General features: G+C 70.5%; 27 protein-coding genes and 6 pseudogenes. 7 read left to right on the top strand and 26 right to left on the bottom strand.

Going from position 1 to position 23,945, the window contains the following annotated elements; all coding sequences use genetic code 11:
* The first annotated feature begins 27 nt into the window (after positions 1–27).
* On the top strand, positions 28–1,065 hold the full coding sequence (locus ACRAWC_RS02305; RefSeq protein WP_431346300.1) for an AI-2E family transporter: 1,038 nt from the start codon (positions 28–30) through the stop codon (positions 1,063–1,065).
* A gap of 16 nt (positions 1,066–1,081) precedes the next feature.
* On the opposite strand, the pseudogene ACRAWC_RS02300 reads toward ACRAWC_RS02305, so the two are convergent.
* Positions 1,082–1,824, bottom strand: a pseudogene (locus tag ACRAWC_RS02300) (alpha/beta hydrolase).
* Between the two features lie 38 nt (positions 1,825–1,862).
* A complete protein-coding gene (locus ACRAWC_RS02295) occupies positions 1,863–2,162 on the bottom strand; it encodes a hypothetical protein (protein ID WP_431346299.1) in 300 nt (99 codons plus the stop codon).
* A 62-nt stretch (positions 2,163–2,224) separates the two neighbouring features.
* Between ACRAWC_RS02295 and ACRAWC_RS02290 the strand changes: the two genes are divergently transcribed.
* Complete coding sequence (locus tag ACRAWC_RS02290; protein ID WP_431346298.1) at positions 2,225–2,908, top strand: hypothetical protein; 684 nt, start codon at positions 2,225–2,227, stop codon at positions 2,906–2,908.
* Positions 2,909–2,918: 10 nt separating this feature from the next.
* On the opposite strand, the gene ACRAWC_RS02285 is transcribed toward ACRAWC_RS02290, so the two are convergent.
* The 4 genes and pseudogenes from ACRAWC_RS02285 to ACRAWC_RS02270 form a co-directional block, all read right to left on the bottom strand.
* Positions 2,919–3,521, bottom strand: a complete 603-nt coding sequence (locus tag ACRAWC_RS02285) for a lytic transglycosylase domain-containing protein (RefSeq protein WP_431346297.1) — start codon at positions 3,519–3,521, stop codon at positions 2,919–2,921.
* 173 nt (positions 3,522–3,694) lie between these two features.
* The gene (locus ACRAWC_RS02280) at positions 3,695–3,745 is read right to left on the bottom strand and encodes a hypothetical protein (protein ID WP_431346570.1); all 51 of its coding nucleotides are present in this window, start codon (positions 3,743–3,745) and stop codon (positions 3,695–3,697) included.
* A 77-nt stretch (positions 3,746–3,822) separates the two neighbouring features.
* Positions 3,823–4,242 (bottom strand): annotated as a pseudogene (locus ACRAWC_RS02275) (DivIVA domain-containing protein); the annotation flags it as partial.
* Positions 4,243–4,254: 12 nt separating this feature from the next.
* Positions 4,255–4,872 carry a phosphatidate cytidylyltransferase gene (locus ACRAWC_RS02270; protein ID WP_431346296.1) on the bottom strand — a complete coding sequence of 206 codons (618 nt, stop codon included), beginning with the start codon at positions 4,870–4,872 and terminating at the stop codon, positions 4,255–4,257.
* Here ACRAWC_RS02270 and ACRAWC_RS02265 point away from each other — a divergent pair.
* Entirely contained in the window at positions 4,814–5,254 is a 441-nt protein-coding gene (locus ACRAWC_RS02265; RefSeq protein WP_431346295.1) for a hypothetical protein, read from the top strand. The genes ACRAWC_RS02270 and ACRAWC_RS02265 overlap by 59 nt on opposite strands.
* Here the strand turns inward: ACRAWC_RS02265 and frr are convergent.
* The 5 genes and pseudogenes from frr to ACRAWC_RS02240 form a co-directional block, all read right to left on the bottom strand.
* Positions 5,251–5,805 carry a ribosome recycling factor gene (gene frr / locus ACRAWC_RS02260; RefSeq protein ID WP_431346294.1) on the bottom strand — a complete coding sequence of 185 codons (555 nt, stop codon included), beginning with the start codon at positions 5,803–5,805 and terminating at the stop codon, positions 5,251–5,253. The genes ACRAWC_RS02265 and frr overlap by 4 nt on opposite strands.
* Before the next feature lie 90 nt (positions 5,806–5,895).
* Positions 5,896–6,609, bottom strand: a complete 714-nt coding sequence (pyrH, locus tag ACRAWC_RS02255; protein ID WP_431346293.1) for a UMP kinase — start codon at positions 6,607–6,609, stop codon at positions 5,896–5,898.
* Between the two features lie 124 nt (positions 6,610–6,733).
* Complete coding sequence (tsf, locus tag ACRAWC_RS02250) at positions 6,734–7,564, bottom strand: translation elongation factor Ts (protein ID WP_431346292.1); 831 nt, start codon at positions 7,562–7,564, stop codon at positions 6,734–6,736.
* A gap of 42 nt (positions 7,565–7,606) precedes the next feature.
* Positions 7,607–8,533: a 30S ribosomal protein S2 gene (gene rpsB, locus ACRAWC_RS02245; protein WP_431346291.1), complete on the bottom strand. Its 927-nt coding sequence runs from the start codon at positions 8,531–8,533 to the stop codon at positions 7,607–7,609.
* Positions 8,534–8,832: 299 nt separating this feature from the next.
* Positions 8,833–10,335, bottom strand: a pseudogene (locus ACRAWC_RS02240) (sugar porter family MFS transporter); the annotation flags it as partial.
* 201 nt (positions 10,336–10,536) lie between these two features.
* Between ACRAWC_RS02240 and ACRAWC_RS02235 the strand changes: the two are divergent.
* Positions 10,537–11,241 carry a M23 family metallopeptidase gene (locus tag ACRAWC_RS02235; protein WP_431346290.1) on the top strand — a complete coding sequence of 235 codons (705 nt, stop codon included), beginning with the start codon at positions 10,537–10,539 and terminating at the stop codon, positions 11,239–11,241.
* Here ACRAWC_RS02235 and ACRAWC_RS02230 read toward each other — a convergent pair.
* Together ACRAWC_RS02230 and dprA are read right to left on the bottom strand one after the other, a co-directional pair.
* Positions 11,214–12,194 (bottom strand): tyrosine recombinase XerC, encoded by a 981-nt coding sequence (locus ACRAWC_RS02230; protein WP_431346289.1) that lies wholly within the window; start codon positions 12,192–12,194, stop codon positions 11,214–11,216. The genes ACRAWC_RS02235 and ACRAWC_RS02230 overlap by 28 nt on opposite strands.
* 191 nt (positions 12,195–12,385) lie before the next feature.
* Complete coding sequence (gene dprA / locus ACRAWC_RS02225; RefSeq protein WP_431346288.1) at positions 12,386–13,243, bottom strand: DNA-processing protein DprA; 858 nt, start codon at positions 13,241–13,243, stop codon at positions 12,386–12,388.
* Between the two features lie 14 nt (positions 13,244–13,257).
* On the opposite strand from dprA, the gene ACRAWC_RS02220 reads away from it, so the two are divergent.
* On the top strand, positions 13,258–13,398 hold the full coding sequence (locus ACRAWC_RS02220; RefSeq protein ID WP_431346287.1) for a hypothetical protein: 141 nt from the start codon (positions 13,258–13,260) through the stop codon (positions 13,396–13,398).
* 372 nt (positions 13,399–13,770) lie between these two features.
* Here the strand turns inward: ACRAWC_RS02220 and ACRAWC_RS02215 are convergent.
* The 8 genes and pseudogenes from ACRAWC_RS02215 to ACRAWC_RS02180 all read right to left on the bottom strand — a co-directional run.
* Positions 13,771–15,090 (bottom strand): annotated as a pseudogene (locus ACRAWC_RS02215) (ATP-binding protein); the annotation flags it as partial.
* Between the two features lie 48 nt (positions 15,091–15,138).
* Positions 15,139–15,270, bottom strand: a pseudogene (locus ACRAWC_RS02210) (magnesium chelatase domain-containing protein); the annotation flags it as partial.
* A gap of 38 nt (positions 15,271–15,308) precedes the next feature.
* A complete protein-coding gene (locus ACRAWC_RS02205) occupies positions 15,309–15,665 on the bottom strand; it encodes a YraN family protein (RefSeq protein ID WP_431346286.1) in 357 nt (118 codons plus the stop codon).
* Positions 15,666–15,775: 110 nt separating this feature from the next.
* Positions 15,776–16,099 carry a DUF2469 family protein gene (locus ACRAWC_RS02200; RefSeq protein WP_018190696.1) on the bottom strand — a complete coding sequence of 108 codons (324 nt, stop codon included), beginning with the start codon at positions 16,097–16,099 and terminating at the stop codon, positions 15,776–15,778.
* Between the two features lie 26 nt (positions 16,100–16,125).
* Positions 16,126–16,788, bottom strand: coding sequence for a ribonuclease HII (locus ACRAWC_RS02195; protein WP_431346569.1), 663 nt, complete (start codon positions 16,786–16,788; stop codon positions 16,126–16,128).
* The gene (gene lepB, locus ACRAWC_RS02190; protein ID WP_431346285.1) at positions 16,788–17,531 is read right to left on the bottom strand and encodes a signal peptidase I; all 744 of its coding nucleotides are present in this window, start codon (positions 17,529–17,531) and stop codon (positions 16,788–16,790) included. Before lepB ends, ACRAWC_RS02195 begins: the two co-directional genes overlap by 1 nt.
* An 82-nt stretch (positions 17,532–17,613) precedes the next feature.
* Positions 17,614–17,961, bottom strand: a complete 348-nt coding sequence (gene rplS, locus ACRAWC_RS02185; RefSeq protein ID WP_431346284.1) for a 50S ribosomal protein L19 — start codon at positions 17,959–17,961, stop codon at positions 17,614–17,616.
* Between the two features lie 216 nt (positions 17,962–18,177).
* Entirely contained in the window at positions 18,178–18,672 is a 495-nt protein-coding gene (locus tag ACRAWC_RS02180) for a hypothetical protein (RefSeq protein WP_431346283.1), read from the bottom strand.
* A gap of 114 nt (positions 18,673–18,786) precedes the next feature.
* On the opposite strand from ACRAWC_RS02180, the gene map reads away from it, so the two are divergent.
* A complete protein-coding gene (gene map / locus ACRAWC_RS02175; protein WP_431346282.1) occupies positions 18,787–19,551 on the top strand; it encodes a type I methionyl aminopeptidase in 765 nt (254 codons plus the stop codon).
* 72 nt (positions 19,552–19,623) lie between these two features.
* On the opposite strand, the pseudogene trmD reads toward map, so the two are convergent.
* Both trmD and ACRAWC_RS02165 read right to left on the bottom strand, forming a co-directional pair.
* Positions 19,624–20,306 (bottom strand): annotated as a pseudogene (gene trmD, locus ACRAWC_RS02170) (tRNA (guanosine(37)-N1)-methyltransferase TrmD).
* 9 nt (positions 20,307–20,315) lie between these two features.
* Positions 20,316–21,548, bottom strand: a complete 1,233-nt coding sequence (locus ACRAWC_RS02165) for an MFS transporter (protein WP_431346281.1) — start codon at positions 21,546–21,548, stop codon at positions 20,316–20,318.
* Between the two features lie 50 nt (positions 21,549–21,598).
* Here ACRAWC_RS02165 and ACRAWC_RS02160 point away from each other — a divergent pair, with 50 nt between their 5' ends.
* A complete protein-coding gene (locus ACRAWC_RS02160; protein WP_431346280.1) occupies positions 21,599–22,273 on the top strand; it encodes a GntR family transcriptional regulator in 675 nt (224 codons plus the stop codon).
* 91 nt (positions 22,274–22,364) lie between these two features.
* Here the strand turns inward: ACRAWC_RS02160 and rimM are convergent, their stop codons facing one another.
* Genes rimM through rpsP form a run of 3 tightly spaced genes read right to left on the bottom strand, consistent with a single transcriptional unit; the run spans position 22,365 to position 23,746 of the window.
* A complete protein-coding gene (gene rimM / locus ACRAWC_RS02155; RefSeq protein ID WP_431346279.1) occupies positions 22,365–23,027 on the bottom strand; it encodes a ribosome maturation factor RimM in 663 nt (220 codons plus the stop codon).
* A 1-nt stretch (position 23,028) separates the two neighbouring features.
* The gene (locus ACRAWC_RS02150) at positions 23,029–23,259 is read right to left on the bottom strand and encodes an RNA-binding protein (protein WP_431346278.1); all 231 of its coding nucleotides are present in this window, start codon (positions 23,257–23,259) and stop codon (positions 23,029–23,031) included.
* A 4-nt stretch (positions 23,260–23,263) separates the two neighbouring features.
* Positions 23,264–23,746, bottom strand: coding sequence for a 30S ribosomal protein S16 (rpsP, locus tag ACRAWC_RS02145; RefSeq protein ID WP_431346277.1), 483 nt, complete (start codon positions 23,744–23,746; stop codon positions 23,264–23,266).
* Positions 23,747–23,945 lie beyond the last annotated feature (199 nt).

The raw sequence follows: 23,945 nt of genomic DNA, 5'->3' as shown, positions 1-23,945 counted from the left end.
CGGGCGGACGGCCCGGAGGGGGACTGAGTGAAGATCCAGAACGCGTTCCGAGTCGGCCTGATCGGCACGCTCGGCGTCGGTCTGGGCGTCCTGATCCTGACGTCGATCGTGAGCCTCGCCACGATCATCACGTACATCGGTGCCGCCCTGTTCCTGGCGCTCGGGATCGAGCCGCTCATCTCCTTCCTGGAGCGGCGGAAGTTCCCGCGCTGGGCGGCGCTGGTGGTCACGCTCGTGGTCATCGTCGGCGCGTTCGTCGGGCTGATCTGGGCGATCGTCCCGATCGCGGTCGGGCAGGCCACCCAGCTCGTCCAGAACTCGATCAACTGGGTCAACAACGGCGGCGCCGAGAAGTGGTTCCTGAGCCTCCAGCACCAGTTCCCGACCATCGTCAACCAGCAGAACATCGACGCGGTCACCCAGTGGCTGCAGAAGAACCTCCCCGATATCACGTCCAAGGTGCTGCAGACCGGCTTCGGCATCGTGCAGGGCGCGTTCGGCGTGATCATCGTCGTGATCCTGACCATCTACTTCACCGCGTCGCTGCCGAGCATCAAGCGCGCGGCCTACCAGCTCGTCCCGGCCTCCCGGCGCTCCCGCTTCGCGGACCTGGGCGACCAGATCACCGACTCGGTCGGCAAGTACGTCGGCGGCCAGGTCTCGCTCGCACTCGTCAACGGCGTGCTGAGCGCGATCTTCCTGACGATCATCGGCGCGAAGTTCCCCATCCTGCTCGCGTCGATCGCGTTCTTCTTCTCGCTGATCCCGCTCGTGGGCACGATCACGGGCTCGGTGATCATCGTGGCGGTCTGCTTCTTCTCCGGCACGCCCACCGCGATCGCGGCCGCCATCTACTACATCGTCTACATGCAGGTGGAGGCATACGTGCTCAGCCCGCGCATCATGAACCGCGCGGTGTCGGTGCCGGGCGCGCTCGTCGTGGTCGCGGCCCTCGCCGGCGGCACACTGCTCGGCATCCTCGGCGCGCTGGTCGCCATCCCGTTCGCCGCGGCGATCCTGCTCATCATCAAGCAGGTGGTCATCCCCCGGCAGAACGAGCTCTAGGCGCTCGCGAGCCGCGTCAGGCCGGCGGCCACTGCGTCGGCAGGGGCGCCGCCGCGGGATTCATCCGCTCCACGATCTCGTCCAGCACGCGGCGCGTCTGGTTCTCCCCCACCCAGAGGTGCTTTCCGCCCTCGACGTCGACCAGGTCGATCTGCGGCAGCGGACGGAACCGCTCGGCCGCCTCCGCGGGCCGCAGGTAGTCGTCGTGCTCGGGGATCAGCGCCACGATCGGGCGGTGGTCCCCCGCCCAGGCCGCCAGGTGCTCGGGCTTGGCGCGGTGAAGCGGCGGCGACAGCAGGATGATGCCGTCCACCGGGCACTCCCGCCCGTACATCAGGGCGAGCTCCGTGCCGAACGACCACCCGAGCAACCAGGGGTGCGGCAGGCCGCGCTCGGCGACGAACGCCATCGCCGCCTCCACGTCGTAGCGCTCGTCGACACCGTGGCCGAACTCCCCTGACTGCGGCCGCGCGGCGACGCCGTGCCGCGCGTGTTGAAGCGCAGCACGGCGATGTCGGCCAGCGCGGGAAGGCGCCCCGCGGCCTTGCGGAGGATGTGGGAGTCCATGAAGCCGCCGCCGGTCGGCAGCGGGTGCAGCGTGACCAGCGTCGCCACCGGTTCGCGGTCGAGCGGGGAGGCCAGCTCGCCGACGAGTGTCAGACCGTCGCGCGTGCGCAACTCGATGTCCTCGCGCCGGGCGGGCAGCTCGACGCCGCCGCGGATCTCGATCGGCCCGTCGGGCGCCGCACTGTCGGTCATTCCGCTGTCCCTCTCGTCTCTCTCGCTGTCTCTCGTGCTCAGACGATCCGCCAGCACGAGGTGTGCCAGTGCCGGCGGGCGGCCAGGTCGGCCGCGTCGCCCATCACGCCGTCCGCGCGCCAGGCGACCAGGTGCGCGACGCCGGGACCGATCTCGCGGCCGCAGCCGGGGCACACGTAGCTCTTCTGCGCCTGCACGGCCGACACGGGCTGCACGTTCCATTCGACGCCGCGCCGCACCTCCGTGCGCCGCCAGCCCGCGAGGAGGCGGTCGAGGCCGTCCTGCTCCTCGTCACGCTGCTCGCCGTGACGGCGGCGGGGATGATTGCTGCGGGGCACCGCTCCAGTCTATGCAGGCCGCGGCTGTCGCCCGCCGACCCACGCGCTGTACCATCGGCGGCATGAGCGACGATGCTCGGCACGGCGAACCACGCAACACGGATGCTCTGACGGCGCAGCTGCTCGCGACGGAGCACTGGAGCCTCCTGGCGTCGCGCAGCACCACGCAGAGTGAGGTCCTGACCCGGATCAGTATGATGCTGACCCTCATGTCGGCCGCGCTGGTCAGCATCGCCCTGGTCGGGCAGGCGACGAAGTTCGCGGGCATCTTCCCCGCCTTCGCCGACGCCCTGCTCGGCCTTGTCGTGGTGGTCGGCGTGCTCACCCAGGTCCGCGTGACGAACGTGTCCATGGAAGACCTCATGTACGTCCTGGCGATGAACCGCCTCCGCGCCGAGTACGTGCGGCTGGCCCCGGAGGTCGCGCGGGCGCTCAGCACCTCCTGGCACGACGACAGGGAGGGAGTGACCCGCACCTACTACTTCCTCGGCCGTCGAGCTCAGAGCCAGGTCATCGGGAGCAGCATGATGTTCACGTTCGTGGTCAACGGAGCGCTCGTGGGCCTCTTCCTCGGGGTCGTGCTCGCGACGAGCGGCGTTGGCGTGCCGGTAGCGTGGACGGTGGGGATCGTCTGCACAGTCGCCTACATCGTCACGTCGTTCGCGATCGGCGGCCGGATCTACTTCCGGTTCTGGCGCGACTACGTGCCGGTGTCGCCCAGCGAGGCGACTCCTCCGGGCGAGTGAGCGTCGAGCCTCAGTACCAGCCGGCCGACTGCGACTGCGCCCAGGCGCCGCACGGGTTCGTGTAGCGGCCGGCGATGTAGCCGAGGCCCCAGTTGATCTGCACGGAGGCGTCCGTCTGCCAGCCCGGGCCCATCTTACTGCCGGGGAGGGCCTGCGGGATGCCGTAGGCGCCGCTCGGGTTGGACGCGTTCACGCGCCAGCCGGACTCCTTGTTCCACAGCGACACCAGGCAGCTGTACTGGTCGTCGCCCCAACCGCGCTGATGCACCATCTGGTAGGCGATCGCCTTCGCGGTGCCCGGGTCGGGGACCGGAGCGGACGGTGCGCTCGAACCGCCGGACGAGGTCGAATTCTTCGTCGCGGTGGGCGTCGGAGTCGGCGTCGGCGTGGGCGTCGGCTTGAGCTTGACGCCCAGCGTGTCGCGCGTCACAGCCGTCTCCGAAGCGTTCGGGGCGGTCAGGCTCTGAACGGGGACCGCGCCGTAACGGGCGGTCTGCTGGATGTTCTGAAGGGTGTCCGCGTAGGCCGGCGTGGCGGCGGAGCCGGAGTACGGGTCCACCACGTTGACCAACGCGAAGCCGACGGCCGCTGTGAAGGCGAACCCCCAGATCACGGCGCGCGAACGGACATGAGGCCGTCGCGAACGGCGGAATGCGACTCCCACCGGGTTGGCAGGGGTCAGCGGAACGAGCTCTGCTGCTTCTTGTCTACCCACGATCACAGAACCATAACGAACATTTCAGCGGTTTCCAACACGGAGCTCCCCTATTCAGGAAACGGCCAGGATCAGCGGACCGCGAGCATCACGTCTGTGACGCTGTCCAGGAGGAGGTCCACCTGGGCTTCACGGTACCCCCTCGCTGCTCACGGAAAGTGACCGTGCGAACTTCGTCGACGCTCATCGGGCGGCCGTCCTGGAAGTACTTCACCAGTCGACCGGCGAAGCGGTCGACGTCCTGGCGGTTGTAGCCGAGGGTCAGGAAGCTGACCCGCTGGAAGCGCTGGCCCACCGGCCGCTCCAGGCGGTCGAGGATCGCCTGCGCTGTCGTGCGGGCCTCCTCGAACCAGGCCGAGTCGCGGGCGCCACCGCGGGCGAGGTCGCGCTCACGGGCCGCGAAGGCGTCCTCCAGTCGCTCGAGGGCCGCATCCACGTGCGAGGTCGAGTAGCCGCCTTTCGTCATCGAGAACGCCGTGTGGCGGATGTCGGAGGCGGACAGGGTGCCAGGGGTGGACGGGTCGGAGTCGTAGGCGCGGCGGGCGGTGACGAGGAACTCGTCGACCTGAGCGACGTCGTAGCCGGGCTTCGACTTGGGGCTCCGGGGGAAGGTGCTCACGAGCCCATTGTGTCAGGAGAAGATGAGGAACAGCACGTAGGTGGCCGCCGCGGACGGCAGGATCGAGTCCAGCCGGTCGAGGAATCCGCCGTGGCCTGGCAGCCAGGAGCTCATGTCCTTGATGCCCAGATCGCGCTTGATGAGCGACTCGGCGAGGTCGCCTGCGGTCGCCGTCAGCAGCGCGACGACGCCGAAGATCACCCCGAACCACCACGGCTGCTGGATCATGAACAGCGAGATCAGCACGCCGGCGACGATCGCCGCGACGGCGGCCCCGGCGAAGCCCTCCCAGGTCTTCTTGGGACTGATGGTCGGCGCCATCGGGTGCCGGCCGAAGGACAGCCCGCTCGCGTACGCGCCCGTGTCGACGGCGACGACCACGATCAGGAAGCCGAGCACCCACCACTCGCCGCCGTTCTCGGCCAGCAGCAGGATGGCGAACGAGCCGAGCAGGGTGACGTACATCTGCACGAGCACGCTCCACGCCAGGTCGCGGGTGAGCGCCAGTCCCCCGGCGCGTTTCGCCGGCAGTGCGGCCTCTTCGACCAGCCGCCAGACGACGACCAGCACGATGCCCGACGCCAGCGCGACGAGCTGGCCGCCGGCGTGGAACCAGAACGTCGCGGGCACGATCGCGAGCGAAGCGATCAGCGAGGGTGCGCGGCACGCGCCGCCCGGCTCCGCGGAACGCCTGAGTGAGCTCGAAGGCGGCGAATCCGATGATCGCGGCGCCGAAGACGAGGAACAGCTCCTTGATGAAGATCAGGCTCAGCACGAGCAGGGCGCCGGCGACGAGCCCGATCAGGATCGCGAGGATCAGATTGCGTCCGGTCCGCGCTGCGATCCGCTCGTTGGTCGCGTCGAGCTGCGCCTTGCGCGCGAGCACCTGCCGTTCGAAGTCGGCGCGGGTCGCCTGCACCTGCGCGCGCAGCTCGGCACGCGCCGCAGCCTTCCCCTTCTGCCCGACGCCGGCGTTCGAGGTGCGCCGGGGCTGCTCCCCTCGCTCATCTAGACCTCGAGAAGCTCGGCTTCCTTGCGCTTGAGGGCCTCGTCGACCGCGTCGACATTGGTGCGCGTGAGGGCCTCGAGCTCCTTCTCGCCGCGGGCCACCTCGTCGTCGCCGACCTCGCCCTTGAGCGCGTCGAGGTCGTCCTTCGCCTTGCGGCGGATGTTGCGGATGGCGACCTTGGCGTCCTCGCCCTTGCCGCGGACGATCTTGACGAACTCCTTGCGGCGGTCCTCGGTCAGCTCGGGCAGGGTGACGCGCACGATCTCGCCGTCGTTGCCGACGTTCGCCGACAGGTTCGGCATGTTGACGATCGCCTTCTCGATGTCCTTGAGAGCGGACTTGTCGTAGGGCGTCACCAGCAGCACCCGGGCCTCCGGGTTCTGCAGGCCGGCGAGCTGGGCCAGCGGCGTCGGCGAGCCGTAATAGTCCACGAGCACCCTCTGGAAGAGGGCGGGGTTCGCGCGCCCCGCGCTCACCGTGCCGAAGTCGTCCCTCGCCGCGTCCACGGTCTTGGCCATGCGCTGGCGGGCGTCGGAAATCACATCCGCGATCACGGTTTCTCCTTCAGATCGATGAGTCGTTGTCTAGTCTAGGGCCAGGCCGCGGAGCACCCCGCGCAGGGCGAAACGCCCCGCCGGGCTCGATCAGCCGAGCAAGGTGCCGATCTCGGCGCCGAGCAGCGCGGCGGTGACATTGCCGGCCGGCTCGATGCCGAAGATGCGCATCGGCATCCCGTTGTCCATGCAGAGGCTCAGCGCGGTGGAGTCCACAGCCTTGAGACCCTGCTGCAGAGCGTCCTGGTGGCTGATCTGGTCGATCTTGCGGGCGTCCGGGTTGGTGCGCGGGTCGGAGTCGTACATGCCGTCCACGCCGTTCTTCGCGACCAGCACGACATCGGCGCTGATCTCCAGGGCACGCTGGGCGGCGACGGTGTCGGTCGAGAAGTACGGCAGGCCGGCGCCGGCGCCGAAGATGACGACGCGGCCCTTCTCGAGGTGGCGCTCGGCGCGGCGCGGGATGTAGGGCTCGGCGACCTGCGTCATCTCGATCGCGGACTGCACGCGTGTCTCCGCTCCGGCCTGCTCCAGGAAGTCCTGCAGGGCCAGCGAGTTCATGACCGTGCCGAGCATGCCCATGTAGTCGGCGCGACCGCGGTCCATGCCCCGCTGCGAGAGCTCTGCACCGCGGAAGAAGTTGCCTCCGCCGACCACGATCGCGATCTCGACGTCCTTCGCCGCCTGGGCGATCTCGCGCGCGATGCTGCTGACGATGTCCGGGTTCACCCCGAGCTGGCCGCCGCCGAACGCCTCGCCGGAGAGTTTCAGAAGGACCCTGCGTCTGTGAGTGGCTGCCGTCATGTGTGTAGGAGTCCTTCCGTGTGTTTCGTTAACGCTAGTGCGTGCCTCAGCGCCTGAACAGGCGCGGCGGGCACAGAAAGGAGTCCGGATCGTGATTCACGATCCGGACTCCTTCATGCCTGGGTCAGGCGCCGACCTTGAAGCGGGCGAAGCCCGAGACGATCAGACCCGAGTCCTTGAGGACCTGGGCGATGTTCTGCTTGTTGTCGCGGGCGTACTCCTGCTCGAGCAGCGCGACCTGCTTGAAGTAGGCGCCGAGGCGACCCTCGATGATCTTCGGCAGCGCGGCCTCCGGCTTGCCCTCGTTGCGCGAGATCTCCTCGACGATGCGACGCTCGTTCTCGACCTCTTCGGCCGGGACGTCCTCGCGGGTGAGGTAGGTCGGGTTCGCGAACGAGATGTGCTGCGCGATGCTGCGGGCGGTCTCCGCGTCGGCGCCGGCGTAGCCGACGACCACGCCGACCTGCGGGGGCAGGTCCTTGGAGGTCTTGTGCAGGTAGATCGCGAAGTTCTCGCCCGAGACGACGGCGATGCGGCGGAGCTCGACCTTCTCGCCGAGGATCGCGGCCTCGTCACCGATGAGCTCGGCGACGGTCTGCGACCCGGCGGGGGCGGCCAGCGCCTCCTCGACGGTGGTGGCGCCCGCGGCGGCGGCCGCGTCGAGCACCTTGTCGGCGAGGGCGATGAACTTGTCGCCCTTGGCGACGAAGTCGGTCTCGCAGGCGAGCTCGATCATCGTCGCGGTGCCGTTGCCGTTCTCCTTCGCGGCCACGAGGCCCTCGGAGGTGGAGCGGTCGGCACGCTTCGCGTTGCCCTTGGCGCCCTTGAGACGGAGGATCTCGGTCGCCTTCTCGATGTCGCCACCGGCCTCCTCGAGGGCCTTCTTGGTGTCGACCATGCCGGTGCCGAGCTGCTCGCGCAGGGCCTTGATGTCAGCGATGCTGATGTTTGCCATGTTCTGAGTGGAACCTTCTGACTCGAAGTTTGGTGAGTGTGGTTACTTGGCGTCGGCGTCGGCGTCGGCCTCGGCCTCGCCCGGCGCCACGACCTCGGCCTCAGCGTCCGCCTCGCCCTCTGCGACGACCTCGGCGGAGTCCGCCTTGGCCTCGGCGAGGTCGGCGTCGGCGGCCTTCTCGGTCTCGGCGCTCGCCTGGACCTCGTCCTGCGGCTGGGCGAGGAGCTCCTGCTCCCACTCGGCGAGCGGCTCGGCCGGCTCGGCGCCCTCTTCCGGCTTCTGGTGACGCTGGATGAGGCCCTCGGCCGCGGCGTCGGCGACGATGCGGGTGAGGAGCGTGACGGAGCGGATGGCGTCGTCGTTGCCCGGGATCGGGTACTGGACCTCGTCCGGGTCGCAGTTCGTGTCGAGGATGGCGATGACCGGGATGCCCAGCTTCTTCGCCTCGTCGATCGCGAGGTGCTCCTTCTTGGTGTCCACCACCCAGATGGCGCTCGGGGTCTTGGACAGGTTCCGGATGCCGCCGAGCGACTTGTGGAGCTTGTCCAGCTCGCGCTTCTTGATCAGCAGCTCCTTCTTGGTGAAGCCGCTGGTGGTGCCCTCGAAGTCGAGCTCCTCGAGCTCCTTCATGCGGGCGAGGCGCTTGGAGACGGTCTGGAAGTTGGTCAGCAGACCGCCCAGCCAGCGCTGGTTCACGTAGGGCTGGCCCACGCGGGTCGCCTGCTCGGCGATCGCCTGCTGCGCCTGCTTCTTGGTGCCGACGAAGAGGATGGTGCCGCCGTGGGCGACGGTCTCGCGCACGAACTCGTACGTCTTGTCGATGTAGGCGAGCGACTGCTGCAGGTCGATGATGTAGCTGCCCGAGCGCTCGGTGAGGATGAAGCGCTTCATCTTCGGGTTCCAGCGGCGGGTCTGGTGTCCGAAGTGGACTCCGCTGTCGAGCAGCTGGCGCATGGTGACGACGGCCATTTGCCGTTCTCCTGTTCTTGCGCGCCCGGCCTCACGGCGGGGACGCGACTCTCGGTTGTCCAGCGGCAGCCGGTCGGCCGCCGCTCCTGGTGCCCCGCGCCTCCCCGCACCCGCGCTTCCGCACGGAGGACCGTGATGGATGAGCGGGAGACCGGTGGAGAAGCGCACACCCTTTGCGGGGGTGTTCCGGACACGCGTAGTCACTCCGACGTGCGGAGTGCATTGGACATCCTATCAGGAAGCGGGCCTCGGCCGGCCCGCGTGCCCCGTCGGCGCGAGCATGCCGCGTCAGCCGGGACTCAGGGCCGCGGGACCGTGTCCCCCGACGAACGCACCTGCGGGCCGCGGCTGCGTCCGGCGTTGGCGAACAGCGTCTCGGCGTGCTCCAGCGCCATCCCGTTCGTCTCCGGCACCTTGAAGAAGACGAAGAAGAAGGACAGGGCGGCGAAGACCGCGTACATCCCGTACGTGAACGGCAGCGAGAAGTCCGACATCGGCGGGAAGGAGACCGTGACGAGGAAGTTCGCGATCCACTGCGCGGAGGCCGCCACACCGAGGGCGGCGCCGCGGATGCGCGGCGGGAAGATCTCGCCCAGCAGCACCCAGACCAGTGGGCCCCAGGAGGCGCCGAAGCAGATCACGAAGATGTTCGCCGCGATCAGCGCGATCGGCCCCCACGGGCTCGGGAGGGTGACGGCGCCCGCCGACTTGTGGGCGAAGCTGAACGCCAGCGCCATCACCGCGAGGGAGACCGCCATACCCACCGACCCGGTGAGCAGGATGGGACGCCGGCCGACCCGGTCCACCAGCAGGATCGCCACAACGGTCACGACCACGTTCGTGATCGAGGTGATCACGGTGATGAGCAGGGAGTTGCTCTCGGTGAACCCGACCGCTTTCCAGAGCGTCGTCGAGTAGTAGAAGATCACGTTGATGCCGACGAACTGCTGGAACACGGACAGGATGATGCCGATCCAGACGATGGGTTTCAGGCCGAACCGGTTGCCGCGGAGGGTGCCCTTCGCGGCGTCCTTGTCCTCCTCGATGGCCTGCTCGATGTCCCGCACCTGCCGGTCGACGTCCTCTTCCGGGACGAGCGTCGCGAAGATCTCCCGCGCCTCGTCGTGCCGGCCGGTGGAGAGCAGGTAGCGCGGCGACTCGGGCAGGATCAGCGCCAGGATGCCGTAGACGACAGACGGGATCACGCCGACGAGGAACATCCACCGCCAGGCCTCCAGCCCGAACCAGAGCTGGTTGGCCGCGGCGCCCGCCGCTCCGGCGAGCAGCGCGTCGGACAGCAGCGCCACGAAGATACCGATCGTGATGGCGAGCTGCTGCAGCGAGGGCGAGGCCGCCCCGGCGCTGCTTGGGGGCGATCTCCGCGATGTACGCCGGCGCGACGACCGACGCGATGCCGATGCCGAGACCGCCGATGATGCGCCAGAATCCGAGATCCCAGACGGAGACCGAAAGGCCGGCCCCGATCGAGCTGGCGAGGAACAGGACCGCGCCGATGAGCATCACCCGGATGCGGCCCCACCGGTCGGCGAGCCGGCCCGCGAAGTACGCGCCGACCGCGCAGCCGAGCAGGGCGATGGCGACGATGAATCCGGTGACGAACGCGTTGAGAGAGAAGTTGTGCTGGATCGAGTCGACCGCTCCGTTGATGACCGAGGAGTCGAAACCGAACAGGAAGCCGCCGATCGCCGCGGCGGTGGCGAGTCCGACGACTCTCCGCCGCATGGCCGCGGTGGGCTGGGGAACGTGCTCGTCCTCCCGCTCTGCTCCGGTGCTGCGCTGATCGGACATGAGACCCCTCCTCGACCCGGGCGCCGCCCCTGTGGAGGACGGCGGAATGTGCGCTGGTCACGGTACGCCGACTCGTTCGAGTGCATAAGAGTCCTGCACAGGGTGGGCGTCGGAGACGGTTCTGCACGGATTCGGTCGGGGTGCGGGTGGGAAGGCGGCCACTGGCGGAGGCTGGATCCCGGGGGTGATCGAGAATGAGGAGTCGGTCGAGGGCGGCGAGGGACGGTGTCGTCGTCGCAGTGCTGGTCGCGGTGTCGGGCGGTCTTGTCGCCGTGGCTCCGTCGGCCGGCGGGATCCCCGGCCCGATGGCGGAGGGCGGCGTCTCGTCCGCTGCGATCTCGTCCGAAGCCCCGCGGGTCGCGCCGCGCTGGTCGTGGCCGCTCGCCCCGCTCCGCGTCGTCCGGGCGTACGAGGCCCCGCCGTCGCCGTACGCCGCCGGGCACCGCGGGATCGACCTAGCGGCGCTGTCCGGCGCGATCGTGGCCGCCCCCTCGGACGCGACGGTCCACTTCGTGGGGGTGGTCGTGGACCGGCCGGTGCTCACCCTGGACCACGGGTCGGGTGTGCTCTCGTCCTACGAGCCCGTCGTGGCGGCTGGTCTGGCTGTCGGCGACCCGGTGACGCGCGGGATGGTGCTCGGCGTCGTCGGCGAGGGCGCGCACTGCTCGGGTGTCTGTCTGCACGTGGGCGTCCGCGTCGACGGCGACTACGTGTCGCCGCTGCTGTTCTTCGAGCGGCCGCCGCGGGCGGTGCTGCTGCCGCTGCGCGGGGATGTGGCCGCCTCAGCGGCACTGCCCGGGCGGCGCATTCGGCGCGGCCGTCTCCTCGGTTGCCGCCGGGGAGCCGTTTCGGGTCCCCTGCGCGGCGTCGGTCAGGCGCGGGGGTGGGCGATGCGGTAGGTCTCCTTGAGTCGCTCGGTGGAGACGTGGGTGTAGATCTGGGTGGTCCCCAGGCTCGCGTGCCCGAGGATCTCCTGGACCGCGCGCAGGTCGGCGCCCCCGTCGAGCAGGTGGGTCGCCGCGGTGTGCCGGAGCGTGTGGGGTCCGGCTGGTCCGCCGCCGGGAAGGTCCGCGAGCAGCGAAGCCACGAGCTGGTAGACCGCGCGCGTGCCGAGGCGGCCGCCCCGGGCGCCGAGCAGCAGCGCGGGCCCCGAGCCCTCTGCGGCGAGCGCGGGCCGAGCCACCTGGAGGTAGCGTCGAACCGCACGCAGCGCCGGTACCCCGAACGGGACCACCCGCTCCTTGTTCCCCTTCCCGACGACTCGCAGCGTCAGCCGCTCGACATCCACGTCGTCGACGTCCAGGCCCGTGAGTTCGCTGACCCGGATCCCGGCCGCGTAGAGAAGCTCGATGACCGCGACATCCCGAATCGCCCCCGGATCGCCGTCTTCCGCTCGTGCCGAGAGCACATCGAGCAACGCGTCCATCTGCGGGCGGCTGATGACCCGCGGTAGATGCTTGTCGGCCTTCGGCGCACGCAGGCGCGCGGCGGGATCGGCGGCGGGCAGCGAAACGGTCGTCACGACCGGCGCGGTCGCCGCGGCCGGCGCCGTCGTCGTAACCGGCGAGGTCGCGTCGAGCCGCCCGCTCCTGGCGGTCCACGCGCTGAATCCGCGCACCGCAGCCGACCGGCGCGCCAGCGTCGACTTCGCGAGGTGTTGTTTCGAACCCTCCCACAGCCAGTCCCGGAACAGGTCGAGCGTGAGCGCATCCGTGCTGGTCGCACCCCGCCCTTCGGCGAATCGTTCGAACTGCGCGAGGTCGGAGCGGTAGGCCCGCACCGTCTGCGCCGAGTACCCGCGCTCCACCGCCAGGTGGCGCAGGTAGCCGTCGACGGCGAGCCGGAGGTTCACTCCCCCAGCATCCGTCATCGCCGCCGTGACAGCGCCGGGGACGCACCGTCTGGGGTCGATTCGAGCGCACTCGCCCCGCGCCGCACCGCTCCCCGCCTGCTCCGTCGCGCGGCCCTCGGTGGCGGTCGTCCGTGCGTCACCCGCTCCTCGCCCGCTTCCTCGCACGGCCTTCGGTGGCGGCCGTCCGCGCGTCATCCGCGGTCACCGGGCACACGCCCCGCTTCGCCGCCGGGCTCCTCACCGTCGAGTCGCGCCCCGAGCGGCTCGGCCAGTTCCGCCATCTCGTCCGGGCTGGTGACGCAGATCGCGCCGTACTCACGGATGAGGCGGTGGCAGCCCGTGGACGCCGGCGAGGTGATCGGGCCGGGCACGGCTCCCAGAGGGCGGCCGAGCTGGGCGGCGTGGCCGGCCGTGTTCAGGGAGCCGGAGCGGGCGCCGGCCTCCACGACGACCGTCGCATCGCTCGCGGCGGCGATCAGGCGGTTGCGCATCAGGAAGCGCCAGCGTGTCGGGGTCGAGCCCGGGGGCAGCTCCGCCAGCAGCAGGCCGGTGCGGGCGATGCGCCGCAGGAGGTCGTCGTTCCCGGCCGGGTACAGGCGGTCCACGCCTCCGGCCAGGAACGCGACAGTGACCTGCCCGCTCGACAGCGCCGCCCGATGGGCGGCGGCGTCGACGCCGTATGCACCTCCCGACACGATCGCGAAGCCGCGGTCGCTGAGCCCGGCCGCGCTCTCCAGCGCGACGTGCTCGCCGTAACCGGTGGCGGCGCGTGCGCCGACCAGCGCGATGGAGCGCGAGAGCCTGGCCAGTCGAGCCGGGTCGCCGCGCACCCAGAGAGTGAGGGGCGCGCCGAGCTCCAGGCTGTCGAGGGCGGCGGGCCAGGTCGGGTGCTCCGGCGTCACTAGCCGGGCGCCGAGGCGGCCGGCGCGCTCCAGCGGGGTGTGGAGCGGCACACGCGGGAGCCGCCCGCGCCAGCGGTCGAGGGCATCCCGGAGCCGGTCGATCGGCAGAAGGGCCGGCGGGCCGGCGTCCCGCAGCGCGGCACTCACGGACTGCGGCGACGGTGTCGCCGATCACGGCGCGAAGGGTCGGCAGTGCGCCCAACGCGCCCACCAGCAGCGCGGCGTCGGTGTCGCCCGGCTCGATCGCGGACGACAGGGCCGCCCGCGCCGCCGCCGCGACCATCGACGGCTCGTCCGGATAGTCGATGCCCGGGGCGACCCTGCCGACGACGGAAGCGACCTCCCTGGATGTCAGCCCGGGGAACATGCCGTCGCTCATCGGATGCTCCCGGGGACGCTGGGCGCGGGTGCGGGCGGATCCGGCCGGAATTCCTTCGGAGAGGCCGGTGGCCTCACGCGGTCGTGGTCCTCTCCAGCCCAGCGCGCCGCGACAGCGCCCTGCCCGTCGACAACCCTCTGCCCGTCGACAGCATCCGCCCCGAGCTCTCGTTTCCGTTCCGTCTCGACCGCCCCGGCCGCCAGCCGCCACACCGCGCACCCGCCGCACCGCCGTTCGCGCTCGCGCTCGGGGTGGTCGCGCTCCTCGCGGATGAGATCGACCCAGCTTCTCCTCATGCGAACGCACCCCGTCTCAGATACAGGGCCCGCGCCACGTGCTCGGCGCTCGGGCTCCCGGCGCCGTCGATGTCGGCGAGGGTCCAGGCGAGGCGGAGGGCACGGTCGTAGCCGCGCATCGTGAGGGCGCCGCGTTCCAGGGAGCGGTCGAGGCCGGCGCGGGCCGACGCGCCGATCTGGCGTTCAGGGGCTCTGAGCCAGGTTCCTGCGGCCTGGGAGTTGGTCGTCCAGCCGGTGCCGCGCAGGCGTTCGCGAGCGACGGCGCGGGCGCGTTCGACGGTCCGCCGGAGGTCCCTGCTCGTGCGCGACGGGGCGGTGCCGTCGGACGCGGTTCGCAGCGCACCCAAGCCCAGGCGCCGCACGGTGAGGCGGATGTCGACGCGGTCGAGGAGCGGGCCCGAGAGCCGCGCGAGGTATCGGCGGCGGGCGGCGGGGTGCACGAGCACTCCTCGTCGGCTGAGCCGTAGCGACCGCACGGGCACGGGTTGGAGGCGAGCACGAGCTGGAAGCGCGCGGGGAACGTCGCGCTTCCGGCCGCCCGGTCGACGGCGATGGAACCGGACTCCAACGGCTGGCGCAGGGCGTCCAGGACGTTCGGCTGGAACTCCCCCGCCTCGTCCAGGAACAGCACGCCGTTCGACGCCCGGGCGATCGCTCCCGGGACCAGCCGTCCGCTGCCGCCGCCGACGAGAGCCGCGGACGACGCGGTGTGGTGCGGGGCTTCGAACGGCGGCCGCAGGACCAATCCGCCGCCTACGCCGCGGCCCGACAGGGAGCGGATGGAGGTCGTCTCCAGGGCCTGCTCGGTGGTCAGGTCGGGCAGCAGGGACGGCAAACGCCGCGCCAGCATGGTCTTTCCCGCTCCGGGCGGCCCGATCATCGACACGTTGTGGCCTCCCGCGGCCGCGGCGACGAACGCGTCGACCGCGTCGTCGTTGCCGGCCACGTCCGCCATGTCAGGTTCCTCTTCGACCGGGCCGATGTCGTCGGGCAGCGCGACCGGGGTCTGCTCGATCGGGTCCAGTTCGGCGCCGTGAACGATCGCGGCGGCGCGCAGGCCGACCACCGGAACCACCTCGACGCCGTCGACCAGGGAGGCCTCCTCGGCGTTCGCGGTCGGGACCAGGACGCGCGCGAAACCGGCGTTCCGGGCGGCCAGCACGACCGGCAGCACGCCGGGGACCGGACGCAGCCGGCCGTCGAGGCCGAGCTCGCCGACGTGGACGGCCCGGGCGGCCGACTCGGCGGGGACCTCGCCGGAGGCCGCCAGCGCGGCCACCGCGATAGCGAGGTCGAAGCCGGAGCTCCTGCTTCCGCAGGGAGGCCGGCGACAGATTCACGGTCAGCTTGCGCTGCGTGAGTGCGCATCCGGCGTTGGCCGCCGCCGCGGAGACCCGCTTGCGGGACTCGCCGAGCGCCGCGTCGGGCAACCCGATGAGCACGAAGGCGGGCAGTCCGGCCGAGATGTCGGCCTCCACCTCCACGATGTCGCCGCGCATCCCGGTCAGCGCGACGGCGAACGTACGTGCGAGCGCCATCACGCCACCCCCGCCCGGTGCTCCACCGACGGGGTCGCGCTCCACGCGTCCAGCACCGCGATCGCATCGATCCGCGTCTCGCCCCGGACCGGCCCGTTCGCGCGGCACCACTCCGCCGCCAGGCGGCGCAGACGCGCGGCCTTCTCGGGCGTGATCGCCTCGAAGGGGTGCCCGAACGCGACCGAGCTGCGCGTCTTGACCTCGACGAATGCGATCACCCGCCCGAGGCGTGCGATCAGATCGAGCTCCCCGCTCGCGCAGCGCCAGTTGCGGCCCACGATCGCGTAGCCCTGCGCCTCCAGCCAGTCCGCCGCCACGGCCTCGCCGCGGCGACCCAAACGGTCTTTCTCTGCCATGTGTCCTCCCACGACCAGCGTGGTCGGAGGGGGCCGGGCAGAACCGGGTGGGGCGAAATCTGTGGAGAAGTCGTCAGCTCACTGCGTTGTGCAGGAGGAACCGGACGATCTCACTCGTCGAGCGCCAGCTCCTTCGGGAGCTCGAACTCCTTGCTCGAGAGCTCTTCGATGTTCACATCCTTGAACGTCAGCACGCGCACGGACTTCACGAACCGGTCGGCGCGGTAGACATCCCACACCCAGACGTCGTTCATCGTCAGCTCGAAATAGAAGTCGTGCTCCGTGTCACGGCGCACGAACTCCACCTCGTTCGCGAGGTAAAAGCGGCGCTCGGTCTCGATCACGTACTTGAACTGCGAGACGACGTCCCGGTATTCGCGATACAAAGCCAGCTCGACCTCGCGGTCGTAGTCGTCGAACTCGTCCTCATCCATCGTTCGACAAGTCTAGCCGTGCCGCCTCAGCTCGGCATGTCGAGCGTCGCGAGGTCCTTCAGCCAGGTCAGCCGGTGCAGGGCGCTCGGTCCGAGTTCGGCGATCGCCGCGAAGTGCTCCGGGGTCGAGTAGCCCTTGTTGCTCACCCAGCCGTAGCCGGGGTAGTCCACATCGTGGCCGATCATCAGCCGGTCGCGGTGCACCTTCGCGATGACGGAGGCCGCGGCCACCGACGCGCAGTCGCGATCGGCCTTGATCCGCGTCACGACGCGCGCCGGGCGCATCAGCGCGGGACTGAGGTAGTCGTAGTTGCCGTCCAGGATCATCGTGCTGTCCCGCACCTGCGCGCCCTGGTCCTCCAGCATCGCGAGGGCACGGGCGCCGGCGAGACCCAGGCAGCGCATGATGCCGAGCGAGTCGACCTCCTCGGCGGAGGCCATCCCCACGGCGTGGAACAGCGACCAGCGCCGGCAGGCGGGCTCGAGCGCTTCGCGCACGGGCTCGGGCAGCAGCTTGGAGTCGCGAAGTCCCGGCGGGATGCGCCTGACCGCGGTGTCGATGACCACCATGCCGACCGCCACCGGGCCGGCAAGGGCGCCTCGGCCGACCTCGTCGACGGCCACGATCGAGGTGACGCCGTCGCGGTAGAGCGCCTTCTCGAAGCGCAGCGAGGGCGAGACCGGGGTCATCATTCCTTCTTCTCCTCCACGCCTCGGAAGACTTCAGGATAGTCCGTCAGCCACGTCCATCTGCTGACCGGCCAGCTGATCACGGAGGCCCGCCCGACGACGTGGTCGAGCGGCACGAAGCCGTGGCCGGGGAGCGCCTGGTTGCGGGAGGAGTCCTGCGAGTCGTAGCGGTTGTCGCCCATCACCCAGATGCGGCCCTTCGGGACCGTCACGTCGAAGGCGAGTGTCGCCGCGTTCTTCTGGCCGGCGGGGATCACGATGTACGGCTCGTTGATCGTGACTCCGTCGACGGTGATCCTGCCCGCCGCGTCGCAGCACACCACGTGATCGCCCGGGAGTCCGATGAGCCTCTTCACGAGGTGGTCGTCGCTGTCGGAGGCGGACAGCCCGACGAACGTCAGCGCGGTGTCCGCCGCTTGGGCCACTGGGTTGCGGGCGACCGGCGGCGTCTTCGGGAGCCAGCCGCCCGGGTCCCGGAACACCACGACATCGCCTCGGCTCAGCGGGAACAGCGACGGCTGCAGCTCGTTGACCAGGATCTTGTCGTTGATCTGGAGGGTGTTCTCCATCGACCCCGACGGGATGTAGAACGAGCGCACCACGAACGTCTTCACCAGGAAGGCCACGAGCAGCGCGATCACCACGACGACGGCCACGTCCCGCAGGAACCGCAGGCCGCTGCGCCTGCCGCTCTCTCCCCGCGCCACGCGTTCGGGCCGCGTGGGCAGTGTCTCGTCCGTCATCCACCCTGCCTGGCTCGTTAACCGCCTGAGCTCCCGGTCCAGTGTAGGACCGGGAGCTCAGGAAGAGTCGCGCGCGAAACGCTCAGTTCTCGCGCTTCTCCTTGATCTTCGCCTTCTTGCCGCGCAGCTCGCGGAGGTAGTACAGCTTGGCGCGTCGGACGTCACCGCGGGTGACGACCTCGATGTGGTCGATGACCGGCGAGTGCACCGGGAAGGTGCGCTCGACGCCGACCTGGAAGCTGACCTTGCGGACCGTGAAGGTCTCGCGGACGCCTTCGCCCGAGCGGCCGATCACGACGCCCTGGAAGACCTGGATACGAGAGCGGGTGCCCTCGATGATGTTGACGTGCACCTTGACGGTGTCGCCGGCACGGAACGAGGGGATGTCCGACTTGAGGGACGCGGCGTCCACCTGATCGAGGATGTGCATTGCTGTTCGCTCTCTGTACCCGCCGGCAGGTCGGGGACGGATTCGGGGCCGCTGCCGGATGCACTCAGCACACGGGCGAACGGCCGGGATTCGATTGGGGTGTGCACGCGTGAATTGCTGGCTCCCCTGCGGCAGAGCCGGGCGGCGGCACGAACAACCATTCTGCCACGCGCGGGGCCCTATTGCCAAAGCGCGGCGCGGTCCCGGTGCGCAGGCTCAGTCCTCGCGATGCTCCTCGATGATGATGACGTCCGCGTCGTCCACCACCGGGCTGGACGGCCCCGGGACCTGCTGCGGCTGGGCGGCGCGCTGGTACGCGGCGAAAGTGACGGCGACCCGCTCGCGCGTCTCGGTCACCAGCTCCCACAGTCCGACCCAGAACAGTGCCAGGAAGAACAGCACGCCGAGCACAGCTAGCCACCCCGTGGCCCCGGGCGGGAAGAACCCGAAGGCGATGATGGAGGCGCTCCAGCCGGCGAGCAGACCGGTGTCGTACCAGGAGACCGCGCGGGTCTCCCTGACACTCTTGCGGGCCATCACGACGCCGCCGATCGCGAGCAGCGCGACGAAGAGGATCGGGCACAGCACGAGCAGCCCGAGGAACGTCCAGCCGCTGCCCTGGTGGAAAGCGGCCCAGCCGATCAGCAGCCAGACGGGCAGCACCACGGCGGACGGGAAGAGCCACCAGTAGAAGGCCTTGCGGATGAACACGCGACCAGCGTAACCTCGCGCGGCTGTGCGGTGGCTAGGGGTTCGCCCACGGCGGACTGAACGGCACGCCGCATGGAAGACTGGACGCACCCCCGCCAGAGATGAGGACACCCCGTGATCGAGTTGAGGACACCTGCCGAGATCGAGCAGATGCGGCCGGCCGGCCGGTTCGTCGCCGAGGTCCTCGCCGAGACCGCTGCGGCCGCGGATGTCGGCGTCAACCTCCTGGAGCTCGACCGGATCGCTCACGAGCTGATCCGCCGCCGCGGCGCGGAGTCGTGCTACATCGACTACCACCCGTCGTTCGGCGCGAGCCCATTCGGCAAGGTCATCTGCACCTCGGTCAACGACGCCGTCCTGCACGGTCTCCCCCACGACTACCGGCTCCGCGACGGCGACCTGCTCAGTCTGGACTTCGCCGCCAGCGTCGACGGCTGGGTGGCCGACTCGGCGGTCAGCCTCGTGGTCGGCTCGGCGCGGGACGAGGACCTCCGGCTCATCGATACGACACGCCGGGCGCTCGCAGCAGGGATCGCGGCGGCTCAGCCCGGCGGGCGCGTGGGCGACATCTCGGCGGCGATCGCGGCCGTAGCGCACGGCGAGGGCTACTCGGTGAACACGCAGTTCGGCGGCCACGGCGTCGGCCGGACGATGCACGGCGACCCGCACATCCCGAACGACGGCCGCGCCGGCCGCGGCTTCCCGCTGCGTCCGGGGCTCGTGATCGCGATCGAGCCGTGGTTCCTGGAGTCCACCGACAAGATCTTCACCGACCCCGACGGTTGGACGCTCCGCTCCGCCGACGGCTCGCGCGGCGCCCACTCCGAGCACACCGTCGCCATCACCGACTCCGGCCCCGTCGTCCTCAGCGCGCCGTAGCAACCGCCGAGTACGCCCGAAATCAGGCGAAGACGCTCGAGTACGCACACGATTCGCGTACTCCGCGGACAGCTACGGGAGGAGGTCGGGGCGGACGCGGGCGGTGCGCGCGAGCGACTGCTCGCGGCGCCAGGTCTCGATCGCGCCGTGGTTGCCGGAGAGCAGGATCGGCGGGACTTCGTGGCCGCGCCACTCGGCGGGCTTCGTGTACGACGGGTACTCGAGGAGGCCGTCCTCGTGCGACTCCTGCACGAGGCTCTCGGGGTTGCCGACGACGCCGGGGATGAGCCGGCCGACCGCCTCGATCATCGCCATCGTGGCGACCTCGCCGCCGTTGAGCACGTAGTCGCCGATGCTCACCAGGCGCACCCGTGCCCGGGAGGCGTACTCGTCGAAGACCCGCTGGTCGATGCCCTCGTAACGGCCGCAGCCGAAGACCAGGTGCGACTCGGTGGCGAGCTCGCGGGCCATCGCCTGGGTGAACACCTCGCCGGCCGGCGACGGGAACAGCAGCATGGGATCGTCGGAGCCCTCCAGCACGGCGTCCAGCGCCTCCCCCACGGCTCCGGCTTCATCACCATTCCCGCGCCGCCGCCGTACGGCGTGTCGTCGACGGTGCGGTGCCGGTCGTGGGTGTGGTCGCGCAGGTCGTGGACGCCGAGCGCGATGATGCCGGACTGCCGCGCCTTGCCGAGCAGGGAGATGTCGAGCACATCGAAGAAGGTCGGGAAGATCGTGACGATGTCGATGCGCATGGGGGAATTCTATTCGGGGACGACGGCGAGCTCCCGGTCGCGCGGCACCAGCGGAGTCGCCACGGCCGGGCAGACTGCGACCGCGGCGAACGCCAGCGGGAAGCCGACCCAGCCGATCAGCGCGCCCACGGCGGGGCCGACGACCGAAGCCGCCAGGAACTGGCCGGTGTTCTGCGCGCCGAGCGCCCGGCCCGACCAGAACGGTCCCGCTATCTCGGCGACCGACGTGTAGGCGAGGCCGTTGTCGGCGACGGTCACGATGGCCGCGACGATCAGGATCACCGCCGCGGCCGCCGAGCCGAGCGCGGACGCCGCGCCCATCAGCAGCATGACCGCGACTGCGGCGGCGGAGACCCAGCGCAGCGGGACCAGGTGGCTGCCGACGCGGTCGCTCACGACTCCGATGCCGATCCGGCCGAGCGCGCCCGCGAATTGGCTCACGGCGATGACGACACCCGCGGCGAGCGAGGTGAAGTGAAGCTCGGTTACCAGCCAGACCAGGCCGAACGTGGAGACGGTGAACTGCGGCACGACCAGCAGCATCGACACCATGTGGATGCGCCAGAGCAGTGAGGTCTCCCGGTACGGCCGCCAGGCGGCCTGCGGGTGGGTGTCCTCCCCCTCGCCGGCGCCACGGGGAGGGCGGGGCGGGTCGACGATCCCGACGGCGCACAGCACGGCGGAGACGCCGCACAGCACGGCGGGCACGGTCAGAGCTGCGGCGATGCCCCCGGAGGCCGCCAGCAGGGGGACGCTGATCGCGGCGATCGCGACACCGAGCGGCTGGCACATCTGCCGGATGCCCATCGCGAGGCCGCGGCGCTCCTTGGCGAACCAGCCGATGACCACGCGGCCGCTCGCTGCGTTCGGGCTCGCGGCGGCCATCCCGCCGACCAGGAACAGTGCGCCGAGTGCGATGTATGAGGAGACGAACATGGCGGCGACCGCCGCCGCAGCGGTGAGGGCCAGGCCGGACGCGATGACCCAGCGCTCTCCGATCCGGTCGCTCAGCGCGCCCCAGGGGATCAGGGCGAGCACGAGCCCGAGGGTGGGAGCGGAGGCGAGCAGCCCGGCCTGCGCGAGGCTCAGCCCGCGCTCGGTGTGCAGCAGCGGGATCAGGAAGGCCGGGGTCGAGACGAACACCGTCGAGCTGGCCTGGCCGACGACGCCGAGGGCGAGCATGAGCCACGGTCGAGGGGTTCTGGTCGCCTGCCCGGTCTCTTCTCGTGTTTCTCGGCTCATGCGGTATACCCTAACGGTATACCGGCTTGGTATACCAACGAAGGAGCCCGATGCCCGAGCAGCCGCACGTGTACGATCGCCTGCGCTCCGCGATCCTCGATCTGGACCGGGTGCCGGGCTCCCGCATCACCGAGCGCGGGCTCGAAGCCGAGCTCGGGGCCTCGCGGACCCCGCTCCGTGCGGCCCTGATGCGTCTGGAGGCGGAGGGGCTCGTTCGGCGCGACGGCCGCGGGTGGGAGGTCTCCCCCATCGACCTCGGCGAGATCGCCAGGCTCAGCGAGCTGCGCGACGCCCTGGAGAGCGCCGCCGTACGGCTGAGCGCGGTGCGCGCCACGGACGACGATCTGCGGGAACTGCGCGACGACCTCGGCGCATACGACGCCGATCGCAGCGACGAGGACGCGGTCGGCGCCGGCGCGGGCTTTCATGTGCGGCTCGCCGCCCTCAGCGGCAACCACTTCTTCGCCGACTCCGTCTCCTCCGCGATGACCCGGCTGGCCCGCACCCGCTGGCTGGAGGTGCGCACCGCCGACGCGCGGAGGACGGCGTGGGAGGAGCACCGCACGATCGTCGACCAGCTCGCGGCGCGGGACGCCGACGCGGCGGCGGACAGCATCCACCGGCACATCGTGGGCACGCACGAGCGCCTGCTCGCAGCGCTGGACGCGGACGCACGGCTGCTCCGGGCTCGCGGGCTCGCGATCGTGGGACCGCGGGCGTCGTAGGTCCCGGTCGACGGTCCGCCGGTCGCCGGGACGTAACCGGCCTCCGCCAACTCGATGGCGGCGGAGGCGTCGATCACGTAGCGCGCCGCGGTCAGTCCTCGGGCTTCTCCAGCTCGGAGGCGGATCCGGCAGCGTCGGGTTCAGCAGCCTCAGGCTCAGCGGCCTCGGAGTCGTCGTCGTCCGGCAGCTCCTCGAACAGCCCGGCCGGCGGCGTCGGCGTCACGGTGCCGGCGGCGATGTCGACCTCGGGCACGATCGCCTTCACGAACGGCACCAGGACCTCGCCGTCGGCCGTGCGGACGACCAGCAGGTCCTGTGCGGGGAAGTGGTCGACACGCGCGACGGTGCCGACCTCCACGCCGTCGCGGCGCGCGCTCAGCCCGACGAGCTGGTGGTCGTACCAGGCGTCGTCCTCCTCCGGGAGCTGCTTGGCGTCCTGGCTCACCCAGAGGATGGCCTTCACCAGCGTCTCCGCCTCGGTGCGGTCGTCCACTCCGGCGAAGAAGCCGACCGGGTGACCGTTGTACCAGCGCAGCTCGATGAGCTCGATGGTCTTGCCGTGCCACTTGGAGGTCGTGGGCACCTGGAGCGTGAAGACAGCGCCCGGCACGAAGCGGCGCTCCGGCTCGTCCGTGAACAGCTCGAGCTTCAGAGCGCCCTTCAGACCGTGCGCCTTGGTCAGCCGGCCGACGCGCAGCTCGGTCTGACCCGGCCGCGGTGCGACCTCCTTGCGGGGCAGCTTGTGGTCCGCCACCTCAGTCGTCGACGACGTCGACGCGGACGCGGCGGCCGTCGGCCAGTGCGCCCACGACCGTGCGGAGGGCCTTGGCGGTCCGGCCGGAACGGCCGATGACCCGCCCGAGGTCCTCGGGGTTCACTCGAACCTCGAGGACCTCGCCACGCGGCGAACCTTTGGCCACGACGTGCACGTCGTCCGGGTGGTCGACGATGCCCTTGACCAGGTGCGTGAGAGCGGGAGCGAGCAAGGCGTTACGCCTTCTCGCCGTCGGCCTCGGAGGCCTCTTCGGTGATCTCTTCGGCCTCGGCGACGACCTCGGCCTCAGCGGCCTCCTCGGCCTCGACCTCGGCCTCGACGACGGCCTCCGCCTTCGCGGCGGTCTCGTCCTTCTTCGGCTTGAGGACCGGCTTCTTCTTCTCGTCGGCGACGAACGCTTCCTTGCCCTCGGCCGTCTTCACGGTCGAGACGGCGTTCTTGTCGCCCTTGAACTTGCCCCAGTCGCCGGTGAGCTTCAGGAGCACGAGCACCTGCTCGGACGGCTGAGCGCCGACCCCGAGCCAGTACTGCGCACGCTCCGAGTCGACCTCGATGCGCGAGGGCTCCTCGGTCGGGTGGTACAGACCGATCTCCTCGATGACGCGGCCGTCGCGCTTGGTGCGCGAGTCGGCCACGACGATGCGGTAGTACGGAGCGCGGATCTTGCCCAGGCGCTTCAGACGGATTTTGACAGCCACAATTCTCCTGTGTTGACGTCCGGAACCCGCAGGTTCCGGTGGATTCGTTGTCGAACTGACTGCCGTGGGCGTGGGGGCACACGCGGCAGGAGGTCTATTGTTCGTCCGATGTGCCGGATAGAGGGTCGGGCACAGCGAACTCAACTAGATATTCTGTCAGAAAAGCGCTCGCAATGAACAATCGGACGGACGGGGTCCC

This window comes from Leifsonia sp. L25 (genome assembly GCF_050632895.1).
This window is presented reverse-complemented; position numbering and strand designations above follow the sequence as displayed.

Coding starts and splice junctions, on each gene's coding strand:
- ACRAWC_RS02290 (WP_431346298.1), top strand. CDS start 2,225: ATGAGCGACGATGCTCGGCACGGCGAACCACGCAACACGGATGCTCTG.
- tsf (WP_431346292.1), bottom strand. CDS start 7,564: ATGGCAAACATCAGCATCGCTGACATCAAGGCCCTGCGCGAGCAGCTC.
- lepB (WP_431346285.1), bottom strand. CDS start 17,531: ATGACGGACGAGACACTGCCCACGCGGCCCGAACGCGTGGCGCGGGGA.
- rplS (WP_431346284.1), bottom strand. CDS start 17,961: ATGCACATCCTCGATCAGGTGGACGCCGCGTCCCTCAAGTCGGACATC.
- ACRAWC_RS02235 (WP_431346290.1), top strand. CDS start 10,537: ATGAGGAGTCGGTCGAGGGCGGCGAGGGACGGTGTCGTCGTCGCAGTG.
- pyrH (WP_431346293.1), bottom strand. CDS start 6,609: ATGACGGCAGCCACTCACAGACGCAGGGTCCTTCTGAAACTCTCCGGC.
- rpsB (WP_431346291.1), bottom strand. CDS start 8,533: ATGGCCGTCGTCACCATGCGCCAGCTGCTCGACAGCGGAGTCCACTTC.
- ACRAWC_RS02165 (WP_431346281.1), bottom strand. CDS start 21,548: ATGAGCCGAGAAACACGAGAAGAGACCGGGCAGGCGACCAGAACCCCT.
- ACRAWC_RS02265 (WP_431346295.1), top strand. CDS start 4,814: ATGCCCGACGCCAGCGCGACGAGCTGGCCGCCGGCGTGGAACCAGAAC.
- ACRAWC_RS02195 (WP_431346569.1), bottom strand. CDS start 16,788: ATGACCCCGGTCTCGCCCTCGCTGCGCTTCGAGAAGGCGCTCTACCGC.
- ACRAWC_RS02200 (WP_018190696.1), bottom strand. CDS start 16,099: ATGGATGAGGACGAGTTCGACGACTACGACCGCGAGGTCGAGCTGGCT.
- ACRAWC_RS02205 (WP_431346286.1), bottom strand. CDS start 15,665: ATGGCAGAGAAAGACCGTTTGGGTCGCCGCGGCGAGGCCGTGGCGGCG.
- ACRAWC_RS02160 (WP_431346280.1), top strand. CDS start 21,599: ATGCCCGAGCAGCCGCACGTGTACGATCGCCTGCGCTCCGCGATCCTC.